This is a genomic window from Limnohabitans sp. 15K (assembly GCF_002778285.1).
Taxonomy (GTDB): domain Bacteria; phylum Pseudomonadota; class Gammaproteobacteria; order Burkholderiales; family Burkholderiaceae_C; genus Limnohabitans_A.
This window is the reverse complement of the sequence record NZ_NESM01000001.1, coordinates 542,131-562,737: the sequence shown is the minus strand read 5'-3', so window position 1 is coordinate 562,737 and position 20,607 is coordinate 542,131. Positions and strand designations below refer to the sequence as shown.

Genomic DNA, 20,607 nt, shown 5'->3' with positions numbered 1-20,607 from the left:
GCAGTCAGGTACCGTTGCCTCATCACCCGCGGTGACTTGGCTCATGACAAAGCATCTGATTATTGCTTTTGCAATTTGGCGATCTCTGCGCGGAATTCAGACAATGCACCGGATGGGTCTTTCAGGCCCTTGGCTTTGGCCGCTTGCACCCAGTCGCGCTCCAATTTGCTGACACGAACCGTCACGCCGCTGATGAAGCCATTGTTGGCTTTGATGACCTTCACGCCGTTCTTTTGCATGTTGGCCAAGGCGATGTCGTCCACGCGGTCCCATGATTTGCCAAAACGGCTGGCCACGGCGTCGCCAGACAATTCATCGACCGCTTTCTTGTCTTCAGCCGACAGGCTGTTGTACTTGGCCGGGTTCATCATGAACACAAAACTGGTGTTGTACAGGCCACCTGGGAACGTGGTGGCGTGCTTGATGATTTTGTCGATTTTGAAAGAGTCGGTCGATTCGGCTGGGAACAAGGTGCCGTCCATGACGCCGCTGGACAGCAGTTCATAGGAGTCCGGTGCGGGTTTGAGGGTGACGTTCATGTCCAGTGCCTTGGAAATTTCGTTCACCATGCCGCCACCCACACGGAACTTCAGGCCCGTGAGGTCTTCCACTTTTTCGAGAGGCTTCTTGGTGTTGAACACGATGCCTGGGCCGTGGGTGAAATAGCCCAACACTTTCACGCCTTGGTGTTCGGCAGCGAATTCGGGGTGCTTGCTCGCAATGCGGTTGAACGCCACAGACAGGGGCTCGGCACGATCGCCCAAGAAAGGGAACTCGGTCATTTGTGTCAGCACAAAACGTCCGGGGGTGTAACCATGCACTGTGAAAGAAACATCCACCAGGCCGTTTTTCACGGCGTCAAAAGTACCCGGTGCAGGTGTGACTGCGCGGGGCAGGATGTTGCAGCGAACGCGGTTGGACGTTTTAGCGGTCAGTGCGTCGCACCATTCCTTTTGGGCCACGGTCAAGCCGTGCGTTGGTGGAACCCAGCTAGATACCGTCAAAACGGTTTGAGCCTGGGCAAATCCGGTCAAGCTGGACAAGGCCACAACAGCCATGGAAATCAGGGTTTTTTTCATGAGGAAGCTCCATTTAATTGGTTACAAAACATAATCTAAACGGTATCGCACTGAGACTGAATCCATGCTTACCCTGATTTCCCGACCTTTTGGTCGGTTAATTGTCCTGTGCGGCCTTCTAAAAAACTTTATGGGCATGTGAAAAAATTCGAACGACCGTGCTTTTTTGTCGATAATGGCGTGTTCGACACGCTGTTTTGAGGCAAAATTGACGTATACGTCAATGTGCAAATTGGCCAGTGCCATACCCACATGCCTTGCCTGTTTTGATCTTTCAATGGAGAAGCTTTCATGAAAATTCTGGTTCCCGTGAAGCGGGTCGTGGACTACAACGTCAAAGTGCGCGTCAAGTCCGATGGTTCGGGCGTGGACATTGCCAACGTCAAGATGAGCATGAATCCGTTTGACGAGATTGCCGTCGAAGAAGCCGTGCGCTTGAAAGAAAAAGGCTTCGCCACGGAGGTGATCGCTGTTTCTTGTGGTGTGGCCCAGTGCCAAGAAACCTTGCGCACCGCCATGGCCATTGGTGCCGATCGCGGGATTCTGGTGGAGACCCCAGCCGACTTGGACCTGCAGCCTTTGGCTGTGGCCAAGCTGCTCAAAGCCTTGGTGGATAAAGAACAACCCGGTCTGATCATTTTGGGCAAGCAAGCCATTGACGACGACTGCAACCAGACCGGTCAGATGTTGGCGGCTTTGGCCGATTTGCCCCAAGCCACTTTCGCTTCCAAAGTGGAAATCGTGGATGGCAAAGCCCAAGTCACTCGCGAGATCGATGGTGGTTTGGAAGTGCTCAGCATCAGCTTGCCTGCGGTGGTGACCACCGACTTGCGCCTGAACGAGCCGCGTTATGTGACGCTGCCCAACATCATGAAGGCCAAGAAAAAGCAGCTCGATAACTTCAAGCCAGAAGACCTGGGCGTCGATGTGGCTCCCCGCATCAAGACTTTGAAAGTGGCTGAGCCTGCCAAGCGCAGCGCCGGCATCAAGGTGCCCGATGTCGCCACCTTGGTGGACAAACTCAAGAATGTTGCAAAGGTAATCTGATCATGACCGCACTCGTTATTGCCGAACACGACAACGCCTCGATCAAGGGCGCTACCCTGAACACCGTGACAGCTGCCGCCGCATGCGGTGGTGACGTGCATGTGCTCGTCGCGGGCCACAACGCAGCCGCAGCCGCTGCTGCTGCTGCCCAAATCGCTGGCGTTGCCAAAGTCATCCACGCTGACAGTGAAGCCCTGGCCCACGGCTTGGCCGAAAACGTCGCAGCCCAAGTGCTCGCCATCGCCGCCAACTACAGCCACATCCTGTTCCCAGCCACCGCGGCTGGCAAAAACGTGGCCCCTCGCGTGGCGGCCAAGCTCGATGTGGCTCAAATCAGTGACGTGACCCAAGTCATCTCGGCCGACACGTTCGAGCGCCCGATCTACGCAGGCAACGCCATCGCCACTGTGCAAAGTACCGATGGCACCAAAGTCATCACCGTGCGCACCACCGGCTTTGACGCCGCAGCCGCCACCGGTGGCAGCGCTGCTGTGGAAGCCGCAGCCGCTCAGGCCGACAGCGGCAAGAGCAGTTTCACGCGCAGCGAGATTGCCAAAAACGACCGCCCTGAGCTGACCGCCGCCAAGATCATCGTGTCAGGTGGCCGTGCCTTGGGCAGCGCCGAGAAGTTCAACGAAGTGATGACGCCCCTGGCCGACAAGCTGGGCGCCGCCATCGGTGCCAGCCGCGCAGCAGTCGATGCAGGCTACGCAGCCAACGATCTGCAAGTGGGGCAGACTGGCAAGATCGTCGCACCCCAGTTGTATGTCGCTTGCGGCATCTCGGGTGCGATCCAGCACTTGGCGGGCATGAAGGATTCCAAGGTGATCGTGGCGATCAACAAGGACCCCGAAGCCCCAATCTTCAGCGTGGCAGACTTTGGCCTCGAGGCTGATTTGTTCGCCGCTGTGCCTGAATTGACCAACGCACTGTGATGATTTGACGACAGCAAAAAAGGCCTCCGAGAGAGGTCTTTTTTGTACTCGCCCCCTATTTCCTCGGACTCTTCATCGGAGACAAGACATGAGCTATATCGCCCCCCTCAAGGACATGCTTTTCAACATAGAGCATTTGGCCCGCATCGACCAGATCGCGCAGATTCCAGGCTTTGAAGATGCTGGCTTGGAAACCGCTCAAGCAGTGCTCGAGGAGTGCGCCAAGCTCAACCAAGACGTGATCTCGCCCCTGAACTGGGAAGGCGATAAAAACCCATCCTTCCACAACGGCAGCGGCGTGACCACCACGCCCGGCTTCAAGGATGCCTACAAACAGTACGCCGAAGGCGGCTGGCAAGGTCTGCAGCACCCCGCCGACTTTGGCGGTCAAGGCCTGCCCAAAACCATTGGCGCGGCTTGCGGCGAAATGCTCAACTCGGCCAACATGGCTTTTGCCTTGTGCCCCTTGCTCACCGATGGCGCGATCGAAGCGTTGCTGACGGCAGGTTCCGATCAACTCAAAGCCACTTATCTGGAAAAGCTCATCTCCGGCCAGTGGACCGGCACCATGAACCTGACCGAGCCCCAAGCCGGCTCGGACCTGGCGGCCGTGCGCACACGCGCTGAACCGCAGCCCGATGGCACGTTCAAAATTTTTGGCACCAAGATCTACATCACCTACGGTGAGCACGATATGGCCGAGAACATCGTGCACTTGGTGCTGGCCCGCGTGGTGGGCGCGCCCGAAGGCGTTAAAGGCATCAGCCTGTTTGTGGTGCCCAAATTCATGGTCAATGGCGATGGCTCTCTGGGCGCGCGCAACGATGTGCATTGCGTGAGCATTGAGCACAAGTTGGGCATCAAAGCCAGCCCGACAGCCGTGCTGCAGTTCGGCGACCACGGTGGCGGCGTTGGCTTTCTCGTGGGCCAGGAAAACCGCGGCCTCGAGTACATGTTCATCATGATGAACGCCGCCCGCTACGCGGTGGGCGTGCAGGGTATCGCGATTGCCGAGCGCGCTTACCAAAAGGCCGTGCAGTACGCGCGTGACCGCGTGCAAAGCCGCCCCGTTGACGGCAGCTTGCCCGCGGCAGGCCCCATCATTCACCACCCCGATGTGCGCCGCATGCTGATGACCATGCGTGCCTACACCGAAGGCTGTCGCGCCATGGCCTCTACTGCTGCGGCTGCTTATGACGCATCGCACCACCACCCCGATGCCGATGTGCGCAAGCAAAACGCAGCCTTTTACGAATTCATGGTGCCGCTGGTCAAGGGCTACAGCACCGAGATGAGCCTGGAGGTCACCAGCCTAGGGGTTCAAGTGCACGGCGGCATGGGTTTTATCGAAGAAACGGGCGCTGCGCAGTACTACCGCGACGCCAAAATTTTGACCATTTACGAAGGCACCACAGCCATTCAGGCCAACGACTTGGTGGGTCGCAAGACCGCACGCGATGGGGGCCAGACCGCCAAGGCGCTGGCAGCGCAAGTGGCTCAGACCGAAAGGGAATTGGCTGCATCGGGCAACGCCGACGCACAAGCCGTCGCCAAACGCCTCAAAGCAGCCCGTGAAGCTTTTGTGGACGTGGTGGAATTTGTAGCGGGCAACACCAAAGCCCACCCCAATGACGTGTTCGCAGGCAGCGTGCCTTACCTGATGCTGGCCGGTAACCTGATGGCCGGTTGGCAGCTGGGCCGCGCACTGTTGGTTGCGTTGACGCCTGAAGCCCAATCGCAAGACGCCGCATTCATGGTTGCTAAAGTGGTGACTGCGCGTTTTTATGCCGACCACATCTTGTCCAAAGCCCCAGGCATCCGCGACAGCATCGTCGAGGGTGCAAACAGCGTGACCGCCATGGCACTTGACGCTTTCTGATGCGGATTCAAACAACAATTTTTTAGGAGACAACATGTCCAAGCTGCCCCCCGTTCTGGCCAATCTGCCTTTCCCCGCCATCGCATCGCCCCTGTTCATCATCAGCAACCCCAAGCTGGTGATTGAGCAGTGCAAAGCCGGTATTGTGGGCTCTATGCCTGCATTGAATGCCCGCCCTGCAGCGCAGCTTGAAGAGTGGCTGATTGAAATCACCGAAGCCCTGGCCGCCTACAACGCCGCCAACCCCGACAAGCCTGCGGCCCCGTTTGCGATCAACCAGATCGTGCACAAGAGCAACGACCGCCTGGAACACGACATGGCCATGTGCGTGAAGTACAAAGTGCCGATCATCATCACTTCGTTGGGCGCACGCGAAGAAATCAACGCCGCCGCCCACAGCTACGGCGGTGTGGTGTTGCACGACATCATCAACAACAAGCACGCGCACAAGGCGATTGAAAAAGGTGCAGATGGCCTGATCGCTGTGGCCGCGGGTGCAGGCGGCCACGCGGGCGTTAAGAGCCCATTTGCCCTGATCCAGGAAATCCGACAGTGGTTTGATGGCCCGGTGGCCTTGTCGGGCTCCATTGCCACAGGCGACGCGATTTTGGCCGCACAAGCCATGGGCGCTGACTTTGCATACATTGGTTCGGCCTTCATTGCGACCCTAGAGGCGCGAGCCACAGACGATTACAAGCAAGCCATCGTGGACTGCGACTCGGATGACATCGTCTTGAGCAATCTGTTCACAGGTGTGCACGGCAACTACCTGGCCCCGTCGATCCGCGCAGCAGGTCTGGACCCCGAGAACCTGCCCGAGTCCGATCCGAGCAAGATGAACTTTGGTGGCGACGCCAAAAAAGCCTGGAAAGACATCTGGGGCTGCGGCCAAGGCATTGGCGCCATTGATGCCGTGCAAAGCACGGCCGCACTGGTGGCCAAGTTCAAGGCCCAGTACCAAGCGGCGCGCGCTCGTTTGGCTTTGTGATGGCTTGCAAACAGGCGTGAGCATTTCTTTGCCCGCAGAAACTCAGCGCCCTTCGGGGCGCTCTTTTTTGATCGATGCGATCAAGGCCGCAGGCTGTTTGCTGATTGTCTTGCACCACATGGCTTTTTACGGTCCCATGTCCGATGTGGTGGCCACAGCTTGGCCCGCTACTGTCGCTTGGCTGTATGACCAGGGTCGACTGGCTGTCCAATTTTTTCTGGTCTGTGCTGGTTTTCTTACGGCTGGTCATTTGGCGCGTTATGAATTTTTAGACCTGACTGAAGCGATAAAGTTGGCGAGTCAGCGTTATTTGCGCTTGGTCATTCCTTTGCTGGCTGCGCTCAGTTTCACGGTGCTGGTTACCGAATGGGTGAGGCCTGACTTTGACCACGCCAGTCTGTCTGCAGCACCTGAGTGGGGGCAGGCTCTGGCGCACCTTTTTCTTCTGCAGCACTTGCTTGACATGGAAGCCTTGTCGGCGGGTGTCTGGTACGTGGCCATTGACTTTCAGTTGTATGCAATGGCTCTACTCAGCCTCATAGTGGTCAAAGTCTGCCGAGTTGCTCAGGCGGTGCCTTCGGCTCAGGCTTTGCGCTGGGGCATGTGGTTAGGATTGACCTGCGCGTCCATGTGGTGGTGGAACTTGCATTCGGACTTGGACGACCATGGCTTGTATTTTTTTTGCGCTTACGGCTTGGGTTTGCTGGCTTGGGAAGCCCGACAGCGGGCGGGCTTGGCTTTGCCAAATGACACCATTCAGCGGTGGGCAGTTTGGGCTTTGTTCCTGGTGCTGGGTGGCGTGGCCTGGTGGCTTGAGCCTCGCTCAAGGCTGGCGGTGGCTTGGTGTGTGGCCTCCTTGCTCATTGCTGTACCTGATCGCTGGTTCTCAGGGGTGTCGGTACGTTCCTTGGTCTTGAAACAGTCGGTGCAGTGGTTGTCCAAGGTGTCCTATTCGGTTTTCTTGATCCATTTTGGAGTGAGTCTGGCTGTCAATGCCGGAGTCACAGCACGTTGGCCCGATGGCTTGTGGGCCAACTTCCTAGGAATGGTGAGCGCATTGCTGTTCTCACTAGTCTGTGGCGGTTTGCTCTACCGTTTTGTAGAACGTCAAGCAACTTCTTGGTGGCGATGGTGGTTTTGGGCCGGGGTGTTCAAGGCCAGCGTAGCGCTGGCCTTGATCATGAATCCTGCTACTTGAGAGAGCGGCTGTAAATCAAACGCCAGCGGTGGAGTTGACTTTCTCGGTGATGTAGGCCAAGGCTTCCTCCACCTGGTCGATCAAAATCAGGCACAAGTCGCCTGGCGAAAGGCGCGCAAGCGCCGTGTCAATGGCATTGAATTCACCCTGAATGTCTTGCACATAGGTGGTTCGCGCAGCACCTTGTAAACCTTCGCGCAGCAGAGCAATGACCTCGCCGTCTTCACGTCCGCGCTGGCAGGCGTCCTGGTAGAGCAACACTTCGTCGAAAGCTTGGCCCAGAATCTTGGTTTGGTCCCGAATGTCTTGGTCGCGTCGGTCGCCAGCACCACTGATGACCACCATGCGTTTTTGAGCAGGCATGTTGTCCACGGCTTGCACCAGCGCCGCAATGGCATCGGGGTTGTGACCGTAATCGGCAATCAAGGTGGCACCGCGGTAATCAAACACGTTAAAGCGCCCTGGCACACCCTGGATATCGCTGATGAAGGTGGCCACGCCCTGGGCGATGGCTTCCCATGGAACACCCACGGCCCAGGCGGCACCAATAGCAGCCATGACGTTTTCGGTCTGAAAACCAATTTGTCCTTGGCGCGTAAGAGGCACTTGCGACAAGGGAATGCGCAACACTTGCTTGCCTTTTTGGGCCACGATGTGGCCGTCTTCGGTGAACACCACCCGTTTGCCTTGGGCACGGTGTGTGGCCAGTGCAGGGTGGTTGACGTCAAGTGCAAAAAAGGTCACTTCTCCAGGGCAATGCGGTGCCATGAACACCACAGCCGGATCGGCAGCATTGAGAACGGCCATGCCGTTTTGTTCCACATTGAGCACGATCACGCGCTTCAAGACCGAGAGGTCTTCAAGAGTCGTGATGTAGTTCAGGCCCAGGTGATCGCCGCCGCCCAAGTTGGTGACGATGGCCACGTTACAGCGGTCAAAAGCCAAGCCTTCTCGCAACAGGCCGCCACGGGCTGTTTCAAACACGGCGGCATCCACATCGGGGTGCATCAACACGTTGCGTGCGCTGCGAGGGCCACTGCAGTCACCCGAATCGGTCTGGCGACCATTCACATACACGCCATCGGTGTTGGTCATGCCCACACGCAGGCCTTGAGCTTTGAGCAAGTGCGCTGTCAAACGCACGGTGGTGGTTTTGCCATTGGTGCCGGTGACCGCAATCACCGGAATGCGGCCTGTTGCACCGTTGGGGAACATCTGGTCGATCACCGCGTTGCCCACGTCGCGGCCTTTGCCATACGAAGGGCTGATGTGCATGCGCAAACCAGGCGCGGCATTGACTTCGACAATGCCGCCGTTTTGTTCCTCGAGCGGGCGTAATACGGATTCGCACACCACGTCGACACCGCAAATGTCTAGGCCCACCATCTGAGCGGCTTCTATGACCCGGGCGGCGACTTCGGGGTGCACATCGTCGGTCACGTCGGTGGCACTGCCACCCGTCGAGAGGTTGGCGTTGTTGCGCAAAATGACGCGGCGGCCTTTGACAGGGACCGATTCGGGCTCCAGGTCTTGTGCATGCAAGCGGCCAATGGCGATGTCGTCAAATTTGATCTTCGTCAGCGAGGTCGAGTGCCCCGTGCCGCGACGCGGGTCAGCGTTGACCAGATCGACCAATTGGCGCACGGTGTGTTTGCCATCACCCACCACCAATGGCGGCTCGCGGCGTGCTGCAGCGATCAATTTGTTGCCCACCACCAGCAAACGGTAATCACTGCCTGGCAAAAACTTTTCAACCATCACCGTACCGTAGCGTTCGGCCGTGGCGTAAGCGTTGTCAAAAGAGGTTCGCTCGGTGATATTGACGGTGACGCCCTTACCTTGGTTGCCGTCTTGGGGCTTGACCACCACGGGCAGTCCCACTTCGAGGGCAATGGCCCAAGCTTCATCAGGCGTTTGAGCCGGGCGGCCCAAAGGCACAGGCACACCAGCGGCGTGCAGCAATTTTTTGGTCAGGTCTTTGTCTTGCGCAATCGATTCGGCAATGGCACTGGTGGAGTCAATTTCAGCCGCTTGGATGCGCCTTTGTTGAGAACCCCATCCAAACTGAACCAGGCTGCCGTCGGTCAGGCGTCGGAACGGTATGCCACGGGCCACTGCCGCGTCAACGATGGACCCGGTCGATGGACCTAAGCGAACATCTTCGTCCAATTCATGCAGCTGCGCCAGGGCATTTTCAAGGTCAAAGCCGTGGCCAACCATGGCCGCTTGGCACAGTTTTTCAGCCAATTCAAGCGCCATGCGACCGACCGCTTCTTCGGTGTACTGAACCACCACTTGGTAAACGCCAGGTTCTTCGGTGGCCGTGGTGCGGCTGAAGGTCACGGGGCATCCAGCATGTGCCTGCAATGCCAAGGTGACTTTTTCAAGGGCATGCGCCATGGAGGGGGATTGCCCGGGACGTGTACCTTCGATGGGGCCAACTTCGGGAAAGATGCTGCGCAATCGCTGCTCGATCGGGTGGTTGGGCGCCAAACTTCTTTCGGTTTCGGGGCATGTCACGATGGCTTCCATCGCCGTGTGACGGCTCCACAAATTGGGACCGCGCAGAGCGCGAATTCTTGACACTTCCATGAACCGGGATTCCTGTGATGCGCGAGGGCCAGAGGGCTCGTCGGGCGTTAATGAGAGGTGTTCTGATCGAAGCTTTTGACGCCGGCTCGGATCAAGTCGGTGCCGATGTCCAAAGCCCATGCCACGCAAGCGGCAACCAAGATGTCGGTGGTGCCCAGCTTGTCGTCTTGCAGCAGGCGAGCCACGGCAGGACGTTTGGAGGACAAAACCAGAGATTCGCGCTGGCCTTTGCTCAAGACCAGTTGTCCGTCTCGCCAAAAGGCCACGCGTGAGCCCGAGGCCAGATGGGCGACAAGGCGTGGATGGTGTTCGTCATCCGCATAAAAAATCACGTCACCATCGCAATACTGAGCCAGATCGGCCACTTGATCGTCCGCCGCATTCAGTACCGCCGTGCCATGGGCCAAGACCACGTCGATCTGTGTGCGAACGTAGTCCGGCATTTTTTCGTCGCTGCCGACGTACAGGTCTTCCAGACCTGAGGCTTTGGGCATGCGGGTAACCACACCGACTTGGCAGCGGTCATAAGGCAAGCCTTCGGCCAGCAAATGGCGGGCATCGCTTTCAAACACTGCCGCCTGCACCGATCGGTTGACCAAAAGTCGCTCAGCCTGCTCGAAGTCCATGGCCTTGTCTACCTGCAGGCAACGCTGGTTCACAAAGAGGCCATCGGCGCAGGCCAAGCCGGTGTACAAGCCTTTCAGGTTCAGCAGCCAGGCAATCAATTTAGCGCTGCGGGTGGTGTCGCCATCACCCATGATGCCCACCACCGGGATACGACCGGTTTCCTGGACAGGGATCAGGTGTTCTGCAATCGCTTGTCCAACAGGCCGGGCTTGCCCTTGGGCAGGGTTTAAATGCATCAGCAAGCTGGGACCTGCGTTGACTTCCACAATCACGCCCTGTGCGCCCAAGGGCTGACGGATATCCGGGGTCACCACATCCACGCCTGCAATGTCCAAACCCACGGTGCGAGCAGCCAAAACGGCCAGCGCTGCCACATCGGGGTGAACCACATCGGTCACGTCGGTGGTCATGTTCCCGGTACGCTTGACCAGCACTTTTCGGCCATTCTCGGGCACGCTGTCCTTGGAAAGCCCTTGGCGCGCCAGTTCCAGCATTTCGGGGCTGCCATCTCGCAATTTGACCAACTCGAGCGGCACATTCCCATCTCTGCCACGGCGAGGGTCAACGTTGATTTGCAGTTCGACCAGTTCGCCAACGCTGTGTTGACCATCGCCCGTGACACTCGCGTTTTCACCTTGGCTCGCCGCCACCATGCGATCACCGATGACCAAAAGGCGGTGTTCGGAGCCTAAAACAAAGCGTTCAACAATGACTTCGCTGCCTTGTTCCAAGGCAATCGCATACGCTGACTCCACGTCTGCTTGGGTGCTCAGGTCAAGTGAAACGCCTCGCGAACGATTGCCGTCGCTGGGTTTGACACAAACGGGCAGGCCAATTTCTTGTGCGGCTGTCCATGCTGCTGCAGGACTGTCCACCACTTGACCTTCAGGCACCGGCACGCCGCACATGGCCAGCAGATTCTTGGTCAAGTCCTTGTCTTTGGAGATGCCTTCGGCAATGGCGCTGGTGCTGTCTGTCTCTGCTGTCCAGATGCGGCGCTGGTTGGATCCATAACCCAGTTGGACCAAATTGCCTGCATTCAACCGGATGGTGGGAATGCGTCGCTCGTAAGCGGCTTCAACGATGCTCGCCGTGCTGGGACCTACATACAAATTGTCCACCAAGTCGGTCAGCTCGGCGATCGCTGCGGGCACATCGTAGGGGGTGTCGTGGATGGCGGCCAAGATCAGTTCACGGGCCATCTCAAGTGAGGTGCGACCCACAGTTTCATGGTCGGTGCGGATGACCACTTTGTAAACACCACGGGGGCCGGCGTCGCGTGCCTTGCCAAAACCCATGGACATGCCCGCGCGGGTTTGCAGCTCCAAGCTCACATGCTCAAGGATGTGACCGGCCCATGTGCCGGTGTCCAAACGCTGAAAAAAGCCACCATACACGCCCGGTGTGCAGTAGTGCTCGATCATTTGTGGCAACCAGCTCTTGAGTCGGTCGTTGAAGCCCGGCAGCAAATTGGAGGGAAAATCTTCAAGCTCGCCAATGTCGATCAGGGCCTCCATCACCGATCTGTAAGTCCAGATGTTGGGTCCTCGCAAATAGGTGATGCGCAGAAATTGGATGTCTTTGGCACTCATGAGCGAAGGGTGGGGAGAAGGGTGGGGCGATACAATGACCGGCCGTTGAGGTCGATGGCCAACGGGTTGTTGATCAGCTCAGGATTTAAAAAATACATGGGCAATTTTTGTTGCAGTCTTTGGCCAAATCAATGGTTGTTTTTTCTCGTCTCGCCGAAGCGGCGTTGCGGGCTCTTTGCGGTTCACCCTAAATGACTCCAACACTTTCTTCAGACTTGCCGAGATCGTCCCTTTCCCAAGCCTGGCAGGCCGAGGTTTCTTCGCATCTCCTGTCAGAAGAAAACGTTTCAGCATGGGTCGAGGTTGACCTCGATGGCGAATTGATCTTTGCTAAAAATGTCATCATTTTGACCGATCGGCGAATTTTATCTCCCGGGCTTGCAGAAAAAAGTTGGCAAAGTTGGCATTTAGAACCCGATTTCAGGGTCAAAGTCAGTGATCACGCGGGTGTGGGAACCTTAGAGCTCAGCAATTCGGCGGGAAGGCTGGGGGTATGGCGCTTCACGCTGGGTTTGCAATCGGGGGTGGCCCGCTGGGTCAACCAGTTCGAAAACCAGATGGCCCAACTCACAGGCGATGGTCGGTCTTTGTCCAAAACGCTGGTCGCGGCGGTCTGTCCGGTGTGCCAAGCGGTCATGCGCGAGGACGATGACGAATGCCCCAGCTGCGGTCGCGAAGACTTGGCGCCACCATCGACATGGACCTTGTTCAAGCTCTGGCGTTTTGCCAAACCCTACAAGCGTTCCTTGTTGGGCGGTTTTGTCTTGACCTTGGCCTCTACAGCGGCCACCTTGGTGCCCCCTTACCTCACCATGCCGCTGATGGACGATATTCTGATTCCTTATCAGAACGGTGCGCCGATTGATCCATCTTTGGTGTCCCTTTACCTGCTGGGTTTGCTGGGCGCAGCCTTGCTGGCCTGGGGGCTGGGGTGGGCCAAAACCTACATCTTGGCGCTGGTGTCCGAGCGCATTGGCGCGGACCTGCGCACCAGCACTTACGAGCATTTGCTGAAACTCTCTTTGGAGTATTTTGGCGACCGCCGCACCGGTGACCTGATTGCCCGCATCGGCAACGAGACCGACCGCATCAACGTTTTTCTGTCGCTGCACCTGCTGGATTTTGCGACGGATGTGCTGATGATCTTGATGACGGCGGTCATCTTGTTCACCATCAACCCCACATTGGCGCTGGTGACCTTGCTGCCGCTCCCCTTCATTGGCTGGTTGATCCATGTGGTGCGCGAGCGCTTGCGCACCGGTTTTGAAAAAATCGACCGCGTGTGGGCCGAGGTCACCAACGTGCTGGCCGACACCATCCCCGGTATCCGTGTGGTCAAGGCCTTTGCGCAGGAAGACCGTGAAGCCCAGCGCTTCAAAGACGCCAATCGCCACAACCTGATGGTCAACGACCGCCTCAACCGAGTCTGGGCCTTGTTCTCGCCCACGGTCACCTTGATGACCGAAGTGGGCCTGCTGGTGGTCTGGGGTTTTGGCATTTGGTTGGTCTCGGACGACCAAATCACCGTGGGTGTGTTGACCGCTTTCTTGGCCTACATTGGTCGCTTTTATGGCCGTCTGGACACCATGAGCCGCATCGTCTCGCACACCCAAAAAGCAGCTTCGGGTGCCAAGCGCATTTTCGACATCCTGGACCATGTCTCCAGCGTGCCCGAACCGGTCAAGCCTGTGGCTTTGCCTGCCAGGGTGCAAGGTCAAATCACGGTGCGAGATGCGGGCTTTCGCTATGGCAACCGCGCAGTGATCCGCCAGCTCAACTTGGACATTCAGCCGGGTCAAATGATCGGCTTGGTGGGCCACAGCGGTTCGGGCAAAAGCACCTTGGTCAACCTGATCTGCCGCTTTTACGACCTGACCGAAGGCGCGATTGAGCTCGATGGCACCGACATCCGTCAGCTCAAAATCGCCGACTACCGCAGCCAGATTGGCTTGGTCTTGCAAGAGCCTTTCCTGTTCTTTGGCACGATTGCCGACAACATCGCTTATGGCAAGCCTGGCGCGACCCGCGAAGACATCGTGGCCGCCGCCCGCGCCGCGCATGCGCATGAATTCATCTTGCGCATGCCGCAGGGTTATGACTCGCTGGTGGGTGAGCGGGGTCAGGGCCTGTCGGGCGGAGAGCGCCAGCGCATTTCGATAGCCCGCGCCTTGCTCATCAATCCACGCATATTGATTCTGGACGAAGCCACGTCAGCGGTAGACACCGAGACCGAAAAAGAAATCCAACGCGCGTTGGACAATTTGGTGCGTGGCCGCACCACGATTGCCATTGCCCACCGTTTGTCCACCCTGCGCAAAGCCGATCGCTTGGTGGTCATGGACAAAGGCCTTGTGGTCGAGGAAGGCACGCACGATGCATTGATCGAAGCGCAAGGCGCTTACTGGCGCTTGTACGAAGCACAGCAGCGCCAAGCTGAAGCCGACACAGTGTTGGGCGGCAGCCTCTCTGAAGAACAAAAGGTGAGTGCATGAACCCGTTCGATTTGCAGCGAGACGCCTTTGGCCGTTGGGGTTTGGTCATGCCCGATGGCACACGCCATTTTCCGGCGACCGCTTTGCGGGCTTACCCCGTGTCAGCCCCAAACGAGGGTATTGCGATGATGGATGCCGATGGGCACGAGATTTACTGGATCGACGCCTTGGCCCAGCTGGATGAGCCACTGCGTTCCCAAGTGGTGCAAGCGCTCAATGAGCGGGAATTTTTGCCTGAAATCTTGCAGCTGACGGCCGTCAGCAGCTTTGCCACCCCCAGCACTTGGTCGGTCATGACCAATCGTGGCGCGACACAGTTTTTGCTCAAAGGTGAAGAAGACATTCGCCGCCTCACGGGCACAGTCCTGCTCATCAACGATGCCAACGGCGTGCAGTTCATGATCCGTGACTTGGCCGCTATGGACAAGCATTCGCGCAAACTGCTCGACCGCTTTCTTTGAAGCGTGGCGCTGAACAGCGCCAACCAAAAAGGCTGTTGGACCCAAGTCCAACAGCCTTTTTTTCATGCACGCAGCTCAGGCGCCAAAGAAGCCCTTGAGCTTGTCCGTCCAGGTCTCGCCACTGGGTTGGTGCTTGCCGCCACCTTTGCTCAGGGACTCTTCAAACTCCTTGAGCAATTTTTTCTGGTGCTCGGTGAGTTTGACAGGCGTCTCGACGGTGATGTGGCAATACAGGTCGCCCGGGTAGCTGCCGCGCACGCCCTTGATGCCTTTGCCGCGCAAGCGGAACTGCTTGCCCGTCTGAGTACCTTCAGGAATGTCGATGGCCGCTTTGCCGCCCAAAGTGGGCACTTCGATCTCGCCGCCCAAGGCCGCTTTGGAAAAACTGATGGGTACCGCGCAGTGCAGGTCATCACCATCGCGCTCAAAAATCGAGTGTTTCTTGAGGCGAATCTCGATGAACAAGTCACCTGGAGGCCCGCCATTGGTGCCGGGTTCACCATTGCCCGCGCTGCGGATGCGCATGCCGTCGTCGATACCGGCCGGGATTTTGACTTCGAGCGTCTTTTGTTTTTTGAGCTTGCCTTGTCCTTGGCAGGTGCCGCAAGGCTCCGGAATGATCTTGCCTGTACCGCGGCAGGTGGGGCAGGTTTGTTGGACGCTGAAAAAGCCTTGGCGCATCTGCACCTGACCTTGGCCATTGCAGGTGCCACAGGCCTTGGCGCTGGTCCCAGGTTTGGCCCCCGAGCCGCTGCAGGTGTCGCACGCGTCCCAGCTGGGGATGCGCAGTTGCGAGTCTTTGCCATTGGCCGCTTCTTCGAGCGTGATTTCCATCGCGTAGCTGAGGTCCGCGCCACGGAACACCTGGCGTCCACCGCCACGACCACCGCGGCCTTGGCCGCCAAAGATGTCGCCAAAGATGTCACCGAAAGCGTCACCAAAACCGCCGCCGAAGCCTTCTGCGCCACCGCGCATGTTGGGATCGACACCGGCGTGGCCATGTTGGTCGTAGGCCGCACGTTTTTGCGCGTCCGACAACATTTCGTAGGCTTCTTTGACTTCTTTGAATTTGGCTTCGGCTTCTTTGGCTTTGGCGTCTTCACCCTGATTGCGGTCAGGGTGGTACTTCATCGCCAGCTTGCGATAAGCCTTTTTGATGTCTTCGTCCGAGGCGTTTTTGGCAACGCCCAGCACTTCGTAAAAATCTCGTTTGGCCATGAGGCAATCCAACCGTTAGAACAAGAACGCCGCGCAGGTGATTCAGAAGCCTGAATCAGCTGTCGCGGCGGGACTGCGGCCAAGCCGCAGAGGGTAGGGGGTTAGCCCTTTTTGACTTCCTTGACTTCAGCGTCTACGACGTTGTCGTCTTGTGGTTTGGCTTCTGCGGCACCCGCTGCACCTGCACCCGCAGCAGCTTGCTGCGCTTGCATATCGGCATAGACTTTTTCGCCCAGCTTTTGGCTGGCCGTCATCAGGGCTTCGGTTTTGGCTTCGATGGCGTCTTTGTCTTCGCCCTTCAAAACTTCTTCCAATTCCTTGGCAGCTGCTTCGATGGCTTCTTTCTCAGCCGCTTCGATCTTGTCGCCGTGCTCGGTCAGGCTTTTCTTGACGCTGTGCACAGCGGCTTCACCGGAGTTGCGGGCTTGCACCAGTTCGAGTTTCTTCTTGTCTTCTTCGGCGTTCAGCTCGGCGTCTTTCACCATTTGCTGAATTTCTGCTTCGGACAGACCCGAGTTGGCCTTGATGGTGATTTTGTTTTCTTTGCCCGTGCCTTTGTCTTTGGCGCCGACGTGCAAGATGCCGTTGGCGTCGATGTCAAAAGACACTTCGATCTGGGGCGTGCCGCGCGATGCGGGTGGAATGCCTTCGAGGTTGAACTCACCCAAAGCCTTGTTGCCGCTGGCGATGTCGCGCTCACCCTGGAACACTTTGATGGTCACAGCTGGCTGGTTGTCTTCGGCTGTCGAGAAGGTCTGCGCAAACTTGGTCGGGATGGTCGTGTTCTTGGTGATCATCTTGGTCATCACGCCGCCCATGGTCTCGATGCCCAGAGACAGGGGGGTCACGTCGAGCAACAACACGTCGGTGCGGTCGCCAGACAAGACTTGACCTTGAATCGCAGCACCCACGGCCACGGCTTCGTCAGGGTTCACGTCCTTGCGTGGCTCCTTGCCGAAGAACTCTTTGACCTTTTCTTGCACCTTGGGCATGCGGGACATGCCGCCCACCAAGATGATGTCGTCGATCTCACCGACCGAAACGCCAGCGTCCTTGATGGCCATGCGGCAAGGGGCGATGGTGCGCTCGATCAGCTCTTCCACCAACTGCTCCAGCTTGGCGCGGGTCAGCTTGACGTTCAGGTGCTTAGGGCCGGTGGCGTCAGCGGTGATGTAAGGCAGGTTCACGTCGGTCGAAGCCGAGCTGGACAGTTCGATTTTGGCTTTTTCAGCGGCTTCTTTCAGGCGCTGCAGGGCCAATACGTCTTTGGCCAAATCAACGCCGGATTCTTTCTTGAACTCGGTGATGATGAAGTCGATGATGCGTTGGTCGAAGTCTTCGCCGCCCAAGAAAGTGTCGCCGTTGGTGGACAACACTTCAAATTGTTTCTCGCCGTCGACGTCTGCGATTTCGATGATCGACACGTCAAATGTGCCGCCACCCAAGTCGTAAACCGCAATCTTGCGGTCGCCTTTTTCGGTCTTGTCCAAACCAAAAGCCAAGGCAGCAGCCGTAGGTTCGTTGATGATGCGCTTGACGTCCAAGCCCGCGATGCGGCCTGCATCTTTGGTGGCTTGACGCTGTGCATCGTTGAAGTAAGCAGGTACCGTGATGACGGCTTCGGTCACTTCTTCGCCGAGGTAGTCTTCGGCGGTTTTCTTCATCTTGCGCAGAATTTCAGCGCTGATTTGAGGGGGGGCCAACTTGTTGCCGCGCACTTCCACCCAAGCGTCGCCGTTGTCGGCTTTGGCAATGGTGTAGGGCATCAAGTCGATGTCTTTTTGGACTTCTTTTTCGGCGAACTTGCGACCGATCAAACGCTTGACCGCGTACAAGGTGTTGCGGGGGTTGGTGACCGCTTGGCGCTTGGCCGATGCGCCGACCAGAATTTCGCCGTCTTCTTGGTACGCAATGATCGACGGTGTGGTGCGAGCGCCTTCAGCGTTCTCGATCACTTTGGTCGTGTTGCCTTCCATGATGGCCACGCACGAGTTGGTGGTGCCCAAGTCAATACCGATGATTCTTCCCATGAGGATGCTCCGAAAAAGTTAGAAATACAGATGATTTGCAAATGGGGCGAGGTCGAAAATTTTCAAGTCCCCGCACTGCAAAAATGGTGATGCCCTCGCCCGAGAGCAGATAAAGGCTTGTTATTTGGGGGCTGTGACGGTGACCAAAGCCGGACGCAGCACCCGGTCAGCGATGGAATAGCCCTTTTGCAGCACCGTGACCACGGTATTGGCTTCCTGCTCAGCAGGCACCACGCTGATGGCTTGGTGATGGTGTGGGTCGAATTTTGTCCCAGCTGGGGGCGCGATTTCGAGTACTTTATTGCGCTCCAATGCACTTTTGAGCTGGCGCAGAGTGGCTTCAGAGCCTTCGCGGATCTGCTCAATCGTGACGTTGGGGATGGCCAAACCGGCTTCCAGGCTGTCCAGTACGGGCAGCAAGCTGTCGGCAAACCCCTCGACCGCAAACTTGCGGGCTTTGGCAATCTCATCGTCGGCACGGCGACGGGCGTTTTGCACATCGGCCTGGGCACGCAGGTATTGGTCGGCCAAATCGGCGTTTTGGGCTTTCAAATTGGTCAGTTCTGCCAGGGCATCTGCCAAAGGATCGGTGGACGCTGCGCCAGCCGCTTGGGCCATGGCTTCGTCGTTTGAAGGGGTTTTGTCGGGGGTAGGGATGGCTTCTGACATGAACAAGGTCCGCAAAAAATGAATACCCCTGCTAATTAGGGGCGAACACTCAAACTTCAAGAGAGGCAGTCGGACAGATAGGCCAGACCACAAAAAACCCGCCGAAAGGCGGGCAACAGGCCAGGTTTGACCCTGGTGCACAGGGGGCGTACCCCCATGCCCTGCTGGGGGATCTGATCAGTTCAGTTCCAGCAGTTCCACGTCGAACTTCAAAGTGGCGTTGGGTGGAATCACACCACCAGCGCCGCGTGCGCCATAGCCCAACTCGGCAGGAATGATCAGTGTGCGTTGCCCGCCCACCTTCATGCCGGCCACGCCTTCGTCCCAGCCTTTGATGACCATGCCTGCGCCCAAACCGAAGACAAACGGGTCACGGCGGTCGCGGCTGGAGTCAAATTTGGCACCTTGTTCGCCGTCTTTGAAGAGCCAGCCGGTGTAATGGACCGTGACGTCTTGGCCAGCAGTGGCCACAGCGCCTTCGCCCACGACGGTGTCTTCGAATTGCAGGCCGGAGGGGGTGGTGTTCATGGAAAATCCTGTCAGAAATGGCCCGAAGTCTCCAAAAGACGCCGGAATGTGGAAAACCCAAAATTATGCCAGCCTCCCATGACGGAGCTGGCCCCTGCTTTCAGGATCGCCGGGCCAAATCGCGCATCAAGGCCGTTACACCGTAAGTCCAAGGTTTGGCTTGGTCAGAAGTGGTGACTTGGTTGACCAAAGTGCCGAGCAGCGGTGTGGACACGCTGACACGGTCACCGACCACATGGGTGAAGCCCTGTCCAGGGCCATGGCGGTCTTGGGTGGGGGCGAACATGGTGCCTAAAAACAGCATCATGCCGTCCGGGTATTGGTGGTACTTGCCCATGGCTTGGCCCACCAGGTCCAGGGGGTCGCGGCTGATTTGGCCGAGGGCGCTGCTGCCTTGCATCACAAAGCCCTCGGGGCCTTCCACTTTGAGGCTCAGTTCGCACTGGCGCACATCGTCTAGACCAAATTGTTCGTCAAACAGGCGGATGAAGGGGCCGATGGCACAGCTGGCGTTGTTGTCTTTGGCTTTACCCAGCAGCAAGGCGCTGCGGCCTTCAAAGTCACGCAAGTTCACATCATTGCCCAGTGTGGCACCCACCACTTCGCCGCGCGAGTTGGCTGCAAGCACGATTTCGGGTTCGGGGTTGTTCCATTGGCTGGCGGGGTGGATGCCCACTTGTGCGCCCGGACCCACCGCACTCATGGGTTGGGCTTTGGTGAAAATTTCGGCGTCTGGCCCAATGCCCACTTCGAGGTATTGCGACCACATGCCTTGGGCCAGCAAGACTTCTTTGAGCTGGGCCGATTCGGTAGAACCGGGCTTGATGCTGCGCAGGTTGTCGCCAATGACCGCCACCACCGCTTCGCGCACAGCTTCAGCGCGGCTGGCATCCCCTCGGGCTTGCTCTTCGATCACCCGCTCCAGCATGCTGGCCACAAAAGTCACACCCGCGGCTTTGACGGCTTGCAGATCGCAAGGGGCCATGAACCAAGGCTGGGCGGCATCACGAACAAATTCTTCGCTGTTGGCCAGTGCCTCTGACGTCGTGGCCAAAGGCTGAGCTTTTCCTGAAGCGATCCAGCGATGGACGTTTTCGGCCACATGGTCTTGTTCCAGCAATTCACTGCATGTCTGCGCCAAGGCAGACAAATCAAGCACCTGTTGGGCGTTGATCGCCACCACCACAGGGCCTTTGTTGGGCAACCAAAGGCGGCCGATCAGCAGGGCCTGGTCAGGAATTGAAGGCAGGGTTGATGTGTTCATGGGCAAAT

At 57.7% G+C, this 20,607-nt stretch carries 16 protein-coding genes; 7 read left to right on the top strand and 9 right to left on the bottom strand.

The window, feature by feature from the left end; genetic code table 11:
* Positions 1 to 59: 59 nt before the first annotated feature.
* Positions 60 to 1,079 carry a TRAP transporter substrate-binding protein gene (locus B9Z40_RS02600; RefSeq protein ID WP_100171753.1) on the bottom strand — a complete coding sequence of 340 codons (1,020 nt, stop codon included), beginning with the start codon at positions 1,077 to 1,079 and terminating at the stop codon, positions 60 to 62.
* Between the two features lie 291 nt (positions 1,080 to 1,370).
* Between B9Z40_RS02600 and B9Z40_RS02595 the strand changes: the two genes are divergently transcribed.
* The 5 genes from B9Z40_RS02595 (at position 1,371) to B9Z40_RS02575 (ending at position 7,126) form a co-directional block, all read left to right on the top strand.
* Positions 1,371 to 2,126: an electron transfer flavoprotein subunit beta/FixA family protein gene (locus B9Z40_RS02595; RefSeq protein ID WP_100171752.1), complete on the top strand. Its 756-nt coding sequence runs from the start codon at positions 1,371 to 1,373 to the stop codon at positions 2,124 to 2,126.
* A 2-nt stretch (positions 2,127 to 2,128) separates the two neighbouring features.
* A complete protein-coding gene (locus B9Z40_RS02590; RefSeq protein WP_100171751.1) occupies positions 2,129 to 3,061 on the top strand; it encodes an electron transfer flavoprotein subunit alpha/FixB family protein in 933 nt (310 codons plus the stop codon).
* A gap of 88 nt (positions 3,062 to 3,149) precedes the next feature.
* Positions 3,150 to 4,940, top strand: a complete 1,791-nt coding sequence (locus tag B9Z40_RS02585; protein ID WP_100171750.1) for an acyl-CoA dehydrogenase — start codon at positions 3,150 to 3,152, stop codon at positions 4,938 to 4,940.
* 34 nt (positions 4,941 to 4,974) lie between these two features.
* The gene (locus B9Z40_RS02580) at positions 4,975 to 5,928 is read left to right on the top strand and encodes a nitronate monooxygenase family protein (RefSeq protein ID WP_100171749.1); all 954 of its coding nucleotides are present in this window, start codon (positions 4,975 to 4,977) and stop codon (positions 5,926 to 5,928) included.
* Positions 5,929 to 5,944: 16 nt separating this feature from the next.
* The gene (locus tag B9Z40_RS02575; protein ID WP_199172472.1) at positions 5,945 to 7,126 is read left to right on the top strand and encodes an acyltransferase; all 1,182 of its coding nucleotides are present in this window, start codon (positions 5,945 to 5,947) and stop codon (positions 7,124 to 7,126) included.
* A gap of 15 nt (positions 7,127 to 7,141) precedes the next feature.
* On the opposite strand, the gene cphA (B9Z40_RS02570) is transcribed toward B9Z40_RS02575, so the two are convergent.
* The 3 genes from cphA (B9Z40_RS02570) to B9Z40_RS17300 all read right to left on the bottom strand — a co-directional run bounded on the left by cphA (B9Z40_RS02570) (position 7,142) and on the right by B9Z40_RS17300 (position 12,231).
* Complete coding sequence (gene cphA / locus B9Z40_RS02570) at positions 7,142 to 9,718, bottom strand: cyanophycin synthetase (RefSeq protein ID WP_100171748.1); 2,577 nt, start codon at positions 9,716 to 9,718, stop codon at positions 7,142 to 7,144.
* A 47-nt stretch (positions 9,719 to 9,765) separates the two neighbouring features.
* Positions 9,766 to 11,937, bottom strand: a complete 2,172-nt coding sequence (gene cphA, locus B9Z40_RS02565) for a cyanophycin synthetase (RefSeq protein ID WP_100171747.1) — start codon at positions 11,935 to 11,937, stop codon at positions 9,766 to 9,768.
* A gap of 78 nt (positions 11,938 to 12,015) precedes the next feature.
* Positions 12,016 to 12,231 carry a hypothetical protein gene (locus B9Z40_RS17300; RefSeq protein WP_233204863.1) on the bottom strand — a complete coding sequence of 72 codons (216 nt, stop codon included), beginning with the start codon at positions 12,229 to 12,231 and terminating at the stop codon, positions 12,016 to 12,018.
* Between B9Z40_RS17300 and B9Z40_RS02560 the strand changes: the two genes are divergently transcribed.
* Both B9Z40_RS02560 and B9Z40_RS02555 read left to right on the top strand, forming a co-directional pair.
* Positions 12,129 to 14,429 carry an ABC transporter ATP-binding protein gene (locus B9Z40_RS02560; RefSeq protein WP_100171746.1) on the top strand — a complete coding sequence of 767 codons (2,301 nt, stop codon included), beginning with the start codon at positions 12,129 to 12,131 and terminating at the stop codon, positions 14,427 to 14,429. The genes B9Z40_RS17300 and B9Z40_RS02560 overlap by 103 nt on opposite strands.
* Entirely contained in the window at positions 14,426 to 14,890 is a 465-nt protein-coding gene (locus B9Z40_RS02555; protein WP_100171745.1) for a DUF1854 domain-containing protein, read from the top strand. The genes B9Z40_RS02560 and B9Z40_RS02555 overlap by 4 nt, the downstream gene beginning before the upstream one ends.
* Positions 14,891 to 14,965: 75 nt before the next feature.
* Here B9Z40_RS02555 and dnaJ read toward each other — a convergent pair whose 3' ends face one another.
* The 5 genes from dnaJ to B9Z40_RS02530 all read right to left on the bottom strand — a co-directional run bounded on the left by dnaJ (position 14,966) and on the right by B9Z40_RS02530 (position 20,599).
* Positions 14,966 to 16,108, bottom strand: coding sequence for a molecular chaperone DnaJ (dnaJ, locus tag B9Z40_RS02550; RefSeq protein ID WP_100171744.1), 1,143 nt, complete (start codon positions 16,106 to 16,108; stop codon positions 14,966 to 14,968).
* A gap of 101 nt (positions 16,109 to 16,209) precedes the next feature.
* On the bottom strand, positions 16,210 to 18,138 hold the full coding sequence (dnaK, locus tag B9Z40_RS02545) for a molecular chaperone DnaK (RefSeq protein ID WP_100171743.1): 1,929 nt from the start codon (positions 18,136 to 18,138) through the stop codon (positions 16,210 to 16,212).
* Positions 18,139 to 18,258: 120 nt separating this feature from the next.
* A complete protein-coding gene (gene grpE, locus B9Z40_RS02540; RefSeq protein ID WP_100171742.1) occupies positions 18,259 to 18,807 on the bottom strand; it encodes a nucleotide exchange factor GrpE in 549 nt (182 codons plus the stop codon).
* 177 nt (positions 18,808 to 18,984) lie between these two features.
* Positions 18,985 to 19,335, bottom strand: a complete 351-nt coding sequence (locus B9Z40_RS02535; protein WP_100171741.1) for an FKBP-type peptidyl-prolyl cis-trans isomerase — start codon at positions 19,333 to 19,335, stop codon at positions 18,985 to 18,987.
* A 100-nt stretch (positions 19,336 to 19,435) separates the two neighbouring features.
* Complete coding sequence (locus B9Z40_RS02530) at positions 19,436 to 20,599, bottom strand: fumarylacetoacetate hydrolase family protein (RefSeq protein ID WP_199172471.1); 1,164 nt, start codon at positions 20,597 to 20,599, stop codon at positions 19,436 to 19,438.
* Between the last annotated feature and the right edge of the window lie 8 nt (positions 20,600 to 20,607).

Coding starts and splice junctions, on each gene's coding strand:
- B9Z40_RS02600 (WP_100171753.1), bottom strand. CDS start 1,079: ATGAAAAAAACCCTGATTTCCATGGCTGTTGTGGCCTTGTCCAGCTTG.
- B9Z40_RS02595 (WP_100171752.1), top strand. CDS start 1,371: ATGAAAATTCTGGTTCCCGTGAAGCGGGTCGTGGACTACAACGTCAAA.
- B9Z40_RS02590 (WP_100171751.1), top strand. CDS start 2,129: ATGACCGCACTCGTTATTGCCGAACACGACAACGCCTCGATCAAGGGC.
- B9Z40_RS02585 (WP_100171750.1), top strand. CDS start 3,150: ATGAGCTATATCGCCCCCCTCAAGGACATGCTTTTCAACATAGAGCAT.
- B9Z40_RS02580 (WP_100171749.1), top strand. CDS start 4,975: ATGTCCAAGCTGCCCCCCGTTCTGGCCAATCTGCCTTTCCCCGCCATC.
- cphA (WP_100171748.1), bottom strand. CDS start 9,718: ATGGAAGTGTCAAGAATTCGCGCTCTGCGCGGTCCCAATTTGTGGAGC.
- cphA (WP_100171747.1), bottom strand. CDS start 11,937: ATGAGTGCCAAAGACATCCAATTTCTGCGCATCACCTATTTGCGAGGA.
- B9Z40_RS02560 (WP_100171746.1), top strand. CDS start 12,129: ATGACTCCAACACTTTCTTCAGACTTGCCGAGATCGTCCCTTTCCCAA.
- B9Z40_RS17300 (WP_233204863.1), bottom strand. CDS start 12,231: ATGCTGAAACGTTTTCTTCTGACAGGAGATGCGAAGAAACCTCGGCCT.
- B9Z40_RS02555 (WP_100171745.1), top strand. CDS start 14,426: ATGAACCCGTTCGATTTGCAGCGAGACGCCTTTGGCCGTTGGGGTTTG.
- dnaJ (WP_100171744.1), bottom strand. CDS start 16,108: ATGGCCAAACGAGATTTTTACGAAGTGCTGGGCGTTGCCAAAAACGCC.
- dnaK (WP_100171743.1), bottom strand. CDS start 18,138: ATGGGAAGAATCATCGGTATTGACTTGGGCACCACCAACTCGTGCGTG.
- grpE (WP_100171742.1), bottom strand. CDS start 18,807: ATGTCAGAAGCCATCCCTACCCCCGACAAAACCCCTTCAAACGACGAA.
- B9Z40_RS02535 (WP_100171741.1), bottom strand. CDS start 19,335: ATGAACACCACCCCCTCCGGCCTGCAATTCGAAGACACCGTCGTGGGC.
- B9Z40_RS02530 (WP_199172471.1), bottom strand. CDS start 20,599: ATGAACACATCAACCCTGCCTTCAATTCCTGACCAGGCCCTGCTGATC.